This is a genomic window from Pseudomonas sp. (assembly GCF_049590575.1).
Classification (GTDB): domain Bacteria; phylum Pseudomonadota; class Gammaproteobacteria; order Pseudomonadales; family Pseudomonadaceae; genus Aquipseudomonas.
On sequence record NZ_JBAWDE010000137.1, the window covers coordinates 26,716 to 38,606 of the forward strand.

Genomic DNA, 11,891 nt, shown 5'->3' on the forward strand with positions numbered 1-11,891 from the left:
GTTGTTGCTCCTGGTGTTGGTCAGTCGCTACGAAACATCCAGCAGCGCACGGTTTTGGCTTTGTCGAATGCGTCTTTCGCCCGTGCCGAGCAAACGGTGCGGTTGGTTTCAATGAACTTGGGGCATTTGCTGGTTTTGAGGTGCCGTTTGAGTTCGGTCAGATCCGGGACTTTCTGGCGCTTGTTCGCGGCCATTTCAGCGAACTCGTTCAGGTTGACTGCAATAAAGCCGTCGGCGCGGGAGTGGTTGAGGTCTCCGTCCGGGCCATTGAGGTAGTCGAACAGCTCCCAAAACTCCACAACGACTGAATGGTCGGCGTTGATGGCCAGCTGGCGATCTTTAGCCATGTTCTGGATCTCGGCATGGGCCGCGTTCACCTGGTGCTTTTTCAGCGGTACTACGTGCACCAGGGCGTCGACCAGGGCGTGCAGTTGAGCGTGATTCTTCGCGATCCGAACCGTGCGGATCTCGGGAAGGGCGAGCAGCTGCTGTTCGTACTGGGGGCCCTTCTCGCGGACGGTTTCCATCACCGCGCTTTCCATCATGGTGGACTTCACCAGGAAGCCACTGACGCGATCGACTGGCATGCGCTCCAGCTTCTCCACCAACAGTTTGGTCTGAGGTGTCTGGCCTTCCTTTGTCATTGCGATGTGCACAAGCCGCTGCAGGATGGGTTCTGACGCGTTGACAGCGTGGTTCTGGCCAATGACCACGGCCGCACGGAAAGGCGGTTCCCGGGTGTCATTGCCGTTGTTTTTCACACCAGTGGAGCGGACGCTACGCCCGTTATAAGCAGTTTTCAGTTCGTCCCAGTCGTACTGTCTGGTCTGGCTGCCGTCGGTCTTTTCCCGCTCGGATTCAATCAGCACCACCGGCAGATTGGCGACCTGGGCGAAGTTACGAGCCCGGGCTACCGGTGTGCCCTTGGTTGGGTCGAAGCCCTCGTAATCGCTACGGCCGCACAGCTTCCACAGGAACTCAATCAAGGTGGATTTGCCGGCACCTGGTTCGCCGATGATCTCCATAAATGGGTAGCTTTTCTGGTGTTGCCGGATTTGCTCGGCAAACAGCGAGCCAAACCAGAAAGCCAGCGCTACCAGGCCCTTGGCGCCGAAGCACTCCCATATGATCTCTAGCCATTCAGTCTCAAACTTCTGCAGGTCGGTGTTCAGGTTGAGGATCACGGACTGGCTCAAGGTCTTGATGCTGAGCCGGTCCATATCGAAGAAGTCCTCCTCGTTGAGCTTGAACACCTTCCCGTCGCGCACCGCCACGTCGCCGTAGACGTATGCACCGTGTTCACGGGTATATCCGGTGAAATCGATGGTCTGAACAGTTTTCAGAGCGTCGGTTTGTTCTTCAATGAATGCATCCAATTGTTGCGTGGTGCCGGTGAACATCCCGCCCGGGGCAATGCCAAGTAAGCGCTTCTTGAACTCTGCAGACGATGCGATCTGAGAGCTGGTGAATGTGTTCTTAATCGGCGCGGCGTCGTGTGCAAAGTTGATGCGGAAGTAATACCAGGACTCGTCGGTGAGCTTGTTTTCCTGGTAGTACAGCGCTTTGGGATTGCATGTAGCGATACGCTGCAGGGCGCCGCACTGCTGCATGGCCTTGGCACGCATCTGCTTATTGTTTAATTGCTGGTCGTCGTGGTGTTCGCTGTCCTCAAGTTCCTGAATCGCCTTGTTGTACTTCTCCAGGTCGAGCTTGAACCAGTAGAGGCGGTTGCCGAACTCCAAGTGGAATTCGCTACGGCGCTTCCAATCGAACATTACCAAGGCCTTCTCCGTGGCGTTGTCGGCAATCAGCAGCGCGCCGTGGTGGCGGGCAGTGGTGATGTCCTTGTCAAACTGGGCATCGCGCTTAACACCCTCGTCCAGGAACTGCCAACGCTGGTGCAGATCGTTCCAGTCGACCTTTCGGTTATCCCGCTGAGGGATTTGTGCTGCTTCGCAGGTGAATCCCAGTTCACGCGCCATACGTACCCAACGCTTCGTGTAGGCGTGTGCACCTGGCTCGTTGTCCAGTGCCCACACCAGCTTCGGCAAGTTGCCTGGACGGGCTGCCACGATCGCCTGCAGCGAATCGGCCGGAAAGGCATTTGAAGACATTGCCGATACGGCGGCGATGTTGTGGTGGACCAGGGCGATTGCATCGAAAATGCCTTCCACAATCCAGATCTCTTTCGCCTCCAGCAAGTCGACGCAAGGTGGGCACCACCAGGTGCCCCGATAGCTTTCACCTGGTGCGAACCGGGCTTTCATCTTTCCGAAGCGGGCAGGTTTGTCGATCAGGCGTTCCCAGTAGCCGCCTTTCTCCAGGGCGAAACGAACCGTGGCGCTGCCGGCTTTGTGCTGACCTGAGTAGTGGGAGTCCTGGGTAAACCAGCCGGCGATCAGCTCGATGTTGAAGCCGCGGCCGAACTCCAGATAGGCGCGTGCCGTTGCCGTTGGGGCGTTGTCTGTAGCCGGCGCGCGTTTGCTCCAGTCTTCAAATAGATCGTCGTAAATTTCTTTGACGTGCAGGGTGTGGCCACACTTCTCAGAACGGCCGCAGATCACCAGCCAGGGTTTGTCATGGCGCGAATACAGCTCGCGCTTGTGGCACTTGGGGCATTCACCGCCGCGCATGTAGTCGGTGCCGCTACGGTGTTTGAGCCCGTAGTCGGACTCGAGGCGCTGCAGCACGTCGTGCCGTAGATCTTCTTTCATGATTGCTTCACTGCTTTAAGGCTTTGGGACAGGGCTGCCATGAGGCGTTTCTGAGCTGCCATTACCGGGACATGGGCGAGGATTGCGCCGTGGCGCAGACGGTCAGCAACAACGCGGTACTGGTCGTCGTACCAAAGTTCGTTGAGGCTCAAGCGATACTGTTCACGCAGGTTGGCCAGCAAGGCTTTAGCCTCGGCTGGGGGCAGTTGAGCAGTGACAATTAAGGCGTTTGCCATCGTTAAACCTCGATTTCGGGCGCAGCTCACCCAAACCCACGGCATGTAGGCTCAGGACATTGAAAAAAATGGGAGGGTTAGACGCGGGTGGCGCGGCCAGCCGATATCAGGTGTTCATAGATGAGGTGGACGGGTACTGACCAGGCCAGTCCTCGCACGGGATCGGTGACTACCACCGCATGAGATTCACTGGCCTTGAGGTCGATCCGCTGCCGGACATTGATTTCGGCAAGTTCGCTCAGGGCTTCACAGGTCAGCCGCAGCGCAAGTGGCTTTTCAGCCTGGAAACTATCCACAAGGTGGTTGACGGTCCGTTCAATGAACTGACCTTGATCGCCCAGGTGTTCGCCTTGATGGCGTTCAAGGAAGGTGAGTGCTGCAGCCCGGATCGTGCTGCGATAGTCCATGTCCGTGGAAACGTTGTTCATTTGGCTTTCCCCGATTTGGCGCGGTAAAGGTCGATAGCGGCATAGACTTCGGCGGTGCGTGCTGCCATGTGCAGTGTGTGCGCGTTCTGGATCAATTCGGCCTCGGCGTCAGTGATCACGCCGTCTTCAAGTGCCTGCGCAATGGCTTGATCGACTGATCCCTGTTTGGCGGAACTCTGCATTGCACGTGCATACATCTCCACGTTGTCGAGGTTGTCGGGATGGGTCACAGGCACAAACATCCCGCCGTACAGCGCGGCGACGTAGTTGGCCAGGTGTTTTGTTCCGGTGACTTGTTCCAGCTGGAAAATCTGCAAATCCGTCAACGGCCTGCAGTTGTTGTTTTCGTATGCGTGGTTATCAAATTTCTTGAGCGGCAGACCGATCCTGGCGGCGGCGCACTCGCGGCCACCCTCAAAGACGCAAATAATTGCACTGACGACTTCACGACGTGTTTTTAGAACCATACTTTTCATCTTCTGCTGTTCCCTCAGTGCGCTGGCCATTACTGTCCGATCACCCCGTCTTTGATCCCCAAGAGGACGGCAGCTCGATGCGCCTCCCCACGCCGACACTGGCTTTGGCCGCTCAGGACCGCATAGACGGTGCTGGGGTTGAGCTGATGCATAGCGGCGAAGTCTTTAGCGGACTGGCCTCTTTTTTCTAATGCTTCCCGCGCTTGCTGTCGGGCTTGCTCGGTAACGCTTGAGTTCGGCATAGTGCAGATCCGTGCAATTTCATGTGGTGTGAGATGCACAATGATGCACTTAGGTGCACTTGTAAATAGTAAGGATGAAAAAAAGTGCATCTTTCTGAAGATATTGGTTCTCGGCTGCAAGAAGAACGGAAGCGATGCGGCATGACGCAGAACCAGATCGCAGAGGCGCTGGGAATCGCGAAACGAACGCAAGCGAACTATGAGGCGGGGTCGAGTGATGCCACTGCTTCGTACCTCAGCAAAGTCGCCGTTAGGTTTGAATTTGATGTCCCCTACATCCTGACTGGACGGCGCAGCACGTTGGCGCTCGACTCTCTGAATGAGGTCGAACACAGTATTGTTCAGCAGTACCGAAGCATCCCTTTGGAGGATCAAAGAGCCATACGGCGTTTTGTGAAAGCTATGGCAGATGACGCGGCGAAGGGGCCAGATTGAATCTTCTGGTTCTGTCTTGCTGTCGGCTTGCCCCCATATAAGTGCATCAGCAATGCATTTTATGGAGTGGTAAGCATGTTGGATCGCACAAACGCCGATGTCGGTTACGTTGAAATGGCGGCATCTGCGCTGCACGAGCTTTCGCATACCGAGCGTCGACTGATCGGTTTCTATCGCCAATTGCCCCGCCGTGACCAGGAGCAATTGCGCAGACTCACGGAGGCTCTGATAAGTAACCCGGATCAGTCCGACGCAGATTAATTTCTTAGCCGACGGCACGTTGTTGTCGGCGTTTCGTTTCATGCGACTGCCTGAGATCCGAGCTTTTCAAACAGCTCCCGCTGTTGCGCCCTGGGCATGTCGCGCAGTCGATCAATCAAGAGCCTGTCGAACGTTTGCGCGGACGGGCTAAGCGTGTGGGAAAACGTGAGATTGGCTACCCAGCTGTGTCCGCACCTTGCGTCGAGGCACTGGCAATAGAGTTTCGCAAAGTCCGCTGAAAGCACCTCACGTGATGCTATTCGACCCTTGTGTCCGCATTTACAAGTAACTCTCATGTTCCCTCCCCAGGGTGCAGCAAATTGCCACTATTTTCGCATGTGATGCAGAATATTTCTCTATTTTCGCGACGTCAGATAGTGCTTTCCACTGCGTTATCGAGTCTTCTCCAGTCGATACGCCTGTCACGTCTTAAGCTGTCATTCAGTTGGCTGAACAGCTGGCAGATCGGCCTGATCTCGTTGCTGGTGTAAACCCGATCAATCTTTTCAATGTCGCCAAATCCCCCGCTGTTTTCCGGGATGATCCCGGCCAGGGCAGGGTTCATCCGCCAGGCGGCGATCACGTCGTTGCGCGTGATGTTTTTCACCTTCTCCAGCTCGTCCTTGGCTTGGAAGTCACCCACGGGGATGATCTGAATCGCGTTCTCCTTGCCGTTGGGAATGTTCACGAACATCGAGCGAAAGTTACCCACACCCTTGCTGGCGCTGATTTGGGCGCGCAAGTTGTCTTCGTCTTCCTCGGTCAGGTCCGGGTCGTTGGTGTAGAAGATGTAACCCGCGTGCGCGCCGTTGCTGTAGTAGCGCCGGCGGAACAGGGTCGCGGCTTCGTTGAGCAACAGTGCTTGCAGGCCGCCCAGGTAGTCAGGCACGCCGTAGATGTTCTGTTCCACGTCGTAGTCCAGGACGTGTTCGATTTCGTTCTGGTCGAAGTCCATGTACTTGCTGTCGGGCAGCAGCATTCTGAAACCGCCGTCGACCTTCACCCGCATATTGATTGCCGGAAGGTGCTGCATTTCCAGTACTTCGCCGAAGGCGTTGGTATCGCGATAGAAATACGCTTCGCCAAACACCATGTAGTCCAGGCTGGCCCGGCCCATGGTCTGTGTGCTGCAGCCCTCGGACGGAATGAATTCACGCAGCAGCAGGTTGCGCTTGAACTTGGGAATGGCGCCGTGGTGAGCGTTGGCGCGCAGCAGCTTGGCCAGGCCCGCCCGCGACACTGGCGGCTTGTAGATTTCGCCGTCGTCGCTGAGAAACACCCCCAGGTACTCGCCGATGTTGCCGGACAGCACCTGTTCGGGTTCCCCGAAGGTGAACGCCCGCATGGGCTGTGGCTGCTGCACCTGTTGGCTGGCTTGGATTTTTTTGTGTCGTGGCTTGGGCATTGGTTCCGCTCGTGACGTAGCGGCTACGGCGCCGCTTGTTGGTGTTGAGGGGTTCATTGAAAAGCGCGTGCATGATCGACCAGGCGATATCGGCGTGGCCTGTGGCGTCAGTTCGCGAAGCGCTGTAGGTGACTTGGCCGCTGTTGGTGGTGCCGCGCTTGATGGTCAAGAATGCCTGGGCGATGTCGGTCCATCCGGCGTCCCACTCGATACGGCTGCCTTGAATCGTGTCCTGGGCCTTGAGTACCAGCAGGTTCTTGGTCTCAAGGCTGTAATGGATCGGCGTGGCTTTAGGGTAGAAGTCGCGCACTAGGTCGAACACGCCATAGCCCACGCCTGTGATATCGATACCGATGTGCTGGACGTTGAAACGCTCGGTGAGCTTCTTGACCTGGGCGGCCTGGTAGTTGAACGAATGCCCCCGCCAGCTGTGCTTCTCCAGGATGCGGAATTTCGCCCCAGGTTCCAGTGGCGGGGCGACCACCACGCACGTGGCGTCGTCGCGGGTACGGCTCGGATCGTAGCCAAGCCACACTGGGCTGTTGCCGAATGGCCGGTCCAGTTCGGGGTTGTAGTCGTCCCACAAAGACAGGTCGGAGTAGCAGCGCTCCAGGTCCTTGAGCCCGAACGCGCTCTGGCTGCTGTCGATGAACTTGCAGTAAAACAGCTGCTGGAATTTGTCCTCGTCGTACTCCAGCTGCAGTTGCTCGAGGTCGAATAGATCGCAGCCGCCGTCGATCGCATCCTGGATGGTGATGGTCTTGCGCCACTGGCCATCGGGGCACAGCGCGCCCTGGGTGTAGGACGCCTCGGTGGGCCAGGTGCCGCCGGCCTTCTTACCGCGTTTGCTGTTTCGGAATTCCTCGCCGGACCAGAAAGGGTACGCCTGGTGCGATACCGCGCTGGGCGTCGAGAAGTAGGTTTTGCGCCACTTCTTGTGGGTGCCCATAGCGCTGGCCACGGTGCTGAGTTTTTCAAAGTCGCGAATCCAGAAATACTCATCCACGTACACATGGCCATGGTAGCCCTGGGCGGTGCTGCTGTTGGTCGACAGGAAGCGCAGTTCGGCGCCGTTGCTGAGCGTGATCGGGTTGCCGGTCAGCTCAATGTCGAACCACTGCTTGGCGAACTGGATGATGTAGCTGCGGAAGATCTCCGATTGCGAGCGGCTGGCTGACAGGAACACCTGGTTGTCGCCAGTCAGCACCGCATCCATGAACGCTTCGCCGGCGAAGTAGTAGGTCAAGCCTACCTGGCGGCTTTTCAGGATGTTGCGGATTCGGCTCGTCAGCGGGTTTTGCTTGGCCGCAAACAACTCCTGCTGATAGCGGTACATCTTGCTGATGAACTTATCCAGGAAGTCGACTTCGGTCAGTCCGCTGATGTCGTTCTTGGCCTTCTTTTCCTTCTTCCTGTCACCGCCTTCGCCACGGCTGGAGCGTTCTCCACGCGAGCGCCTGCGCGGTTCCCGGGGCTCGCCCAGGTCGTCGCCGTCCGATGTGGCAACCGATGCGGGCTTGGCCGCTTGTTTCAGCAGGCGTTCGCGAACAACGGTCAGTCGGTCCAGCTCGTTCAGATCGTCTTTGGACAGGCTGCCAACTTTGTCCAGGAGCAGGGTGATTCGCCGCCCGACAGCAGTCAGCGGTTCTTCGTCCGACAGCATGTCTTCCCACCCGCCCTGGCGTATCCAGTAGTAGACGATCCGGATGTTGGGCAGGTTGAGCTGCGCCTGAATTTCCTTGGCCTTACAGCGGCGCAGAAACAGGCGTTTGGCGGCTTCTTTAACTTCGGTCGAGTAGTACATGGGCCGCAGTCTATGCGGCGAAAACGCTGGAAACGCAGGGTTAAATTCCGTGATTCACCTATATCGCGGATATAGGAGAAACGCGCATTTGAACCGTTTGTTCGGGGTGCGGCGGCTCCCTATCTTGGCGGCTCATTCAACCGATTGAGCGCAGTTAACGTCCATGCCCCGTTCCCTTGTTTCGTACTGGAAACGTGTCGCCACCAGCGGCACCACCGCCGATGGTCGCGAGATCCTTCCCCAGGAACTGCGCGATATCGCTGAAACCTACAAACCGTCCAAATACACGGCAGTCATCTGGTGCGACCACGAACGCTGGAGTGGCTCCCATGGCACCGTGTTTGCGGTGCGCCTGGTGGAAGAGGGAGAAGATCTGGAGCCTGGGCAGATCGCCTTGGAGGCACAGCTCAAGCCGAACGATCGCCTACTGCAGCTAAATGATCAGGGTCAAAAGCTCTTCTCCAGCATCGAGATCACCCCGAACTTCGCCGGCAGCGGAAAAGCCTACCTGACAGGTCTTGGCGTCACCGATGAGCCGGCCAGCCTGGGTACTCAGGAACTCTATTTTTCGAAGCAGACCCACCAAAACTCCTTTTATGCCGCCTCCGTCGAGCTGGGCTCCTTTGAAGCCGAACCGCAGAGCGAGGTCGGCAAGCTGATCGGCTTGCTCACTGGCCTGTTCAAGCGCTTTGCCACGGACGCCGAGCCCGCCGAACCCACCACCCCAACTGAGAGCAAAACCCCAATGGATGAAGCTACCGCAACGGCCCTCAAAGCCCTGCTGGAGCAGCTGCTTGTCGTCGCTGCCGGCATTCAGGCTGTGATTGAACCCGCCGCCGCAGATGCGCCAGAACCCGAACAAGCGCCCATCGACGACGTGAGCGCGGCCGTAGACGAGATCGTCACTGCCGCCGAGGAAGAACGTGAGTTCCGCCGTAGCGGTGGATCGAACAAGGCCGTTCTGGTTCAGCTGGAGAAGCTGCAAAAGCAGTTCTCCGCATTGCAGGACACATCGACCGGTCGCCAGTTGCCGCGTAACGCCGGTCCGGTGACCACCACCAAAAAGCGGGTGCTCTGATATGGCCCAGCCATTAAGCGCCCGTGGCGCCAAACAATATGCCGAACTGCAGGAAGCAATGGCCGAAGCGTACGGCGTCGAGCGATCGAGCCGCATGTTCAGTGTGGACCCGACGATTGCTCAGGAACTGAACGACGCTATCACTGCGAAAGCTGACTTCCTGGAGCGTATCAACGTCGTTCCGGTGAGTGAGATCAAGGGTGAAAAGGTCTTCATTGGCGTGAACGGCCCGGTTACCGGCCGTACCAACACCAAGACCACCGATCGCGAAGCCAAGGACGCGTCGGCGCTCGACAACACCACTTACGAGCTGGCTGATACTCAGTCGGACGTAGGCCTGCCGTACGCCAAAATTGACGCCTGGGCGAAGTTTCCAGACTTCAAAGAGCGCTATTCCGCTGCCGTGCAAAAGCGCATTGCGCAGGATCGGATCGTTATTGGCTTCCACGGCACCCATGCTGCTGTTGATACCGATCTGGAGAAATATCCCAAGCTGCAGGACGTGAACAAGGGCTGGCTGCAGCAACTGCGCGAGCAGGCCCCGCAGCAGGTTCTGAAAGAGGGCGCTACTGCCGGCAAGATCACGCTGGGTGCCGGTGGTGACTACGCCAACCTTGACGCCCTGGTGCACGACACCAAGCAAATGGTGGACGAGATCCTGCGCGAAGACGGCGACCTGGTGGCAATCATCGGCACCGACTTGCTCGCCGCTGACAAAGCCAAGCTCTACACCAAGCAAGGCGACACGCCGACTGAAAAAGAGCGCATCGAAAACGCTCAGGTCATTGCGACCTATGGCGGCCTGCCCGCGTTCAGCGTGCCGAACTTCCCGGTCAACGCAGTGCTTGTCACCAGCTGGGACAACCTGTCGATTTACTATCAGGACACCAGCTGGCGCAAGCAGACGATCGAGAACCCGAAACGCTCTCGCGTCGAGGACTACAACAGCCGCAACGAAGGTTACGTGATCGAGCAATTGGAAAAGATCGCGTTCACTGAAAACGTTGAGTTGGTGGTCGCGTGAGCCTGGCCCTGGCGCATAAACGTCGCATCCAGGCCTTGGGCACTACTGCAGTAGCGGCACTCGCCGCCACTGCAGGCATGGCCTACACACCAGGTGATGCGCTTAGCAGCCCGGCCAATGCACGCAAGCATCTGCTGCTGCAGGAAGCCGCACTGGACCAGGATCTGGCGCGTATCAGCGCGATCAATGGCCTGGCCGGGCGCCAGGCACTCAAGCGCGATGAGCTGCTGCCCAAGTACCAGGAATACGTCCAGCGCTACTGCGAGTCGGGGCTGGTTTTCCCGAATCGCGTTGCGGTGCAGGTGTTGGTTTGGCTGTTCGACACCGCCCAATTCGAAGACGCCCTGGAGCTGGCAGACGTGCTGATCGAGCAGGGCCAGCAGATGCCGGAGCGCTTCAAGCGCCGTGACATCCAGACCTTTGTCGCCGACGCGGTGTGCGAGTGGGCCTACGCCGAATACAAAGCCAATCGCAGCCCGGAGCCTTACCTCTCCGACTTGCTGCCGCTGGTTGACGGTAAGTGGCAGCTGACGGAGCAGATCCCGAGCAAATACCACAAGTTGATCGGTATGCGCGCCATGGAAGCGGGCCAGTTGGAAACCGCGCTCAAGCACCTGGAGCGTTCGACCGAACTGTACGCCCAGGCGGGCAATGACACCCGTATCGAAAAGGTCCGTAAGGCCCTGGCAAAACAAGCGGCCGCTACCCCGGCCACCGAGTAACCGACTACCCCCCCCAGCGGGGACTTGTGGAAGTGAGCCGCCCGTTTATGGACCGTCCCACTGAAAACAGGCTCCCCGCCCTATTTGAGCGCCCAGCAATGAGCTTTTCCGGTAGACCCACCACCCTGGTGGAACAGCAGATCGAGAACGACGGCTTTTGGCCGAACCTCTCCGTGTCTGAATTCCAGAAGGGGTATCGCCTGCCGGCGGAGTATGTGCTGGACATGCTGGGCGCTGACCTGACCACGGCGATGACCGAGGTAAATGCCGACCTGGCCGAGTTAAAAGCGCGCTGGCAGGGCCGTGGAGTGTCAAACGTTGAGTCTGCAGACACCACGGTTCTGCCGGAGCGCACCTTTCAAGCGGCGACGTACAAGCGTGCCGTGTACTGCCGAGCCAAGGCCAGTTTGTTGACCCAGTTCGCAACCATCATCCGCCGTGACAGCGCGGAGAACCTGGGCAAGGAGTTGCCCGATCGCCCGGAAACCTTCCTGGCGTTCAGCCAACAGGCCGTGCGCTCGCTGCAGGGCCGTGGCCGCATTACGGCGGCGTTGCTATGAACAAGCTGCGCGCCCTGACCGCCTACCTGATCAGCCTCAACCTGGTACTGCCTGAGCAGATCGACAGCTGGGCCGAGCAGGTCAACCTGGATCTGATCTGGAAGGACACCACACAGGGCCTGCACATGGGCGATATGCGCTATCGCGCCGTGTTCGTGATCGAGCGTTTCGCCGGCAACCCGGCGTTGTTGATGGCGCTCCTGGGCGGCTGGCTGGAATCCAACGACCCCGACCGGGACGACGACCTGCCAGCGCCCACTTTCGCCGTCGACCAGGTCACCCCAGACGAGGCGGACTTGGAACTGACCTTGGAGTTTATCGAGGCCCAGCATCTGGCCGAAGACCCCAACGGCCTGGTCGACGCGTTCGGAAAAAAGTGGGGCTTGGTCGCATTCGATCTGTGGACCGCTGAACACGGCGAGGTGCAAAACCGTGGCGCGTAGCACTTTCGAGCTGGACGTCCGTGGCCACCTCGGCGTTCGCGAACAACTGGCCCTATTGAGCCT

13 protein-coding genes are annotated in these 11,891 nt (G+C 58.3%); 5 read left to right on the forward strand and 8 right to left on the reverse strand.

Annotated features, from left to right (window positions below):
* Positions 1-20: 20 nt before the first annotated feature.
* The 8 genes from WBR57_RS10745 to WBR57_RS10780 form a co-directional block, all read right to left on the reverse strand.
* On the reverse strand, positions 21-2,714 hold the full coding sequence (locus WBR57_RS10745) for a toprim domain-containing protein (protein WP_424083810.1): 2,694 nt from the start codon (positions 2,712-2,714) through the stop codon (positions 21-23).
* Positions 2,711-2,950, reverse strand: a complete 240-nt coding sequence (locus WBR57_RS10750) for a hypothetical protein (protein ID WP_424083811.1) — start codon at positions 2,948-2,950, stop codon at positions 2,711-2,713. Before WBR57_RS10750 ends, WBR57_RS10745 begins: the two co-directional genes overlap by 4 nt.
* A gap of 77 nt (positions 2,951-3,027) precedes the next feature.
* The gene (locus WBR57_RS10755) at positions 3,028-3,378 is read right to left on the reverse strand and encodes a hypothetical protein (protein WP_424083812.1); all 351 of its coding nucleotides are present in this window, start codon (positions 3,376-3,378) and stop codon (positions 3,028-3,030) included.
* Positions 3,375-3,854, reverse strand: coding sequence for a YmfL family putative regulatory protein (locus tag WBR57_RS10760; protein WP_424083816.1), 480 nt, complete (start codon positions 3,852-3,854; stop codon positions 3,375-3,377). Before WBR57_RS10760 ends, WBR57_RS10755 begins: the two co-directional genes overlap by 4 nt.
* A 29-nt stretch (positions 3,855-3,883) precedes the next feature.
* Positions 3,884-4,096 (reverse strand): DNA-binding protein, encoded by a 213-nt coding sequence (locus WBR57_RS10765; protein ID WP_122512759.1) that lies wholly within the window; start codon positions 4,094-4,096, stop codon positions 3,884-3,886.
* 734 nt (positions 4,097-4,830) lie between these two features.
* Positions 4,831-5,088, reverse strand: coding sequence for an ogr/Delta-like zinc finger family protein (locus WBR57_RS10770; RefSeq protein WP_116625994.1), 258 nt, complete (start codon positions 5,086-5,088; stop codon positions 4,831-4,833).
* Between the two features lie 74 nt (positions 5,089-5,162).
* Entirely contained in the window at positions 5,163-6,032 is an 870-nt protein-coding gene (locus WBR57_RS10775; RefSeq protein WP_424083817.1) for a phage portal protein, read from the reverse strand.
* Positions 5,944-8,001 carry a terminase large subunit domain-containing protein gene (locus tag WBR57_RS10780; RefSeq protein ID WP_424083813.1) on the reverse strand — a complete coding sequence of 686 codons (2,058 nt, stop codon included), beginning with the start codon at positions 7,999-8,001 and terminating at the stop codon, positions 5,944-5,946. The genes WBR57_RS10775 and WBR57_RS10780 overlap by 89 nt, the downstream gene beginning before the upstream one ends.
* A 163-nt stretch (positions 8,002-8,164) precedes the next feature.
* Here WBR57_RS10780 and WBR57_RS10785 point away from each other — a divergent pair, with 163 nt between their 5' ends.
* The 5 genes from WBR57_RS10785 (at position 8,165) to WBR57_RS10805 (ending at position 11,828) form a co-directional block, all read left to right on the forward strand.
* A complete protein-coding gene (locus WBR57_RS10785; RefSeq protein WP_116625997.1) occupies positions 8,165-9,079 on the forward strand; it encodes a GPO family capsid scaffolding protein in 915 nt (304 codons plus the stop codon).
* Position 9,080: 1 nt separating this feature from the next.
* Positions 9,081-10,103, forward strand: a complete 1,023-nt coding sequence (locus WBR57_RS10790; RefSeq protein WP_116625998.1) for a phage major capsid protein, P2 family — start codon at positions 9,081-9,083, stop codon at positions 10,101-10,103.
* Complete coding sequence (gene gpM, locus WBR57_RS10795) at positions 10,100-10,825, forward strand: phage terminase small subunit (RefSeq protein WP_424083814.1); 726 nt, start codon at positions 10,100-10,102, stop codon at positions 10,823-10,825. Before WBR57_RS10790 ends, gpM begins: the two co-directional genes overlap by 4 nt.
* Positions 10,826-10,923: 98 nt before the next feature.
* Positions 10,924-11,385 (forward strand): head completion/stabilization protein, encoded by a 462-nt coding sequence (locus tag WBR57_RS10800; RefSeq protein ID WP_122512766.1) that lies wholly within the window; start codon positions 10,924-10,926, stop codon positions 11,383-11,385.
* The gene (locus tag WBR57_RS10805; protein WP_424083815.1) at positions 11,382-11,828 is read left to right on the forward strand and encodes a phage tail protein; all 447 of its coding nucleotides are present in this window, start codon (positions 11,382-11,384) and stop codon (positions 11,826-11,828) included. The genes WBR57_RS10800 and WBR57_RS10805 overlap by 4 nt, the downstream gene beginning before the upstream one ends.
* Positions 11,829-11,891: the final 63 nt, after the last annotated feature.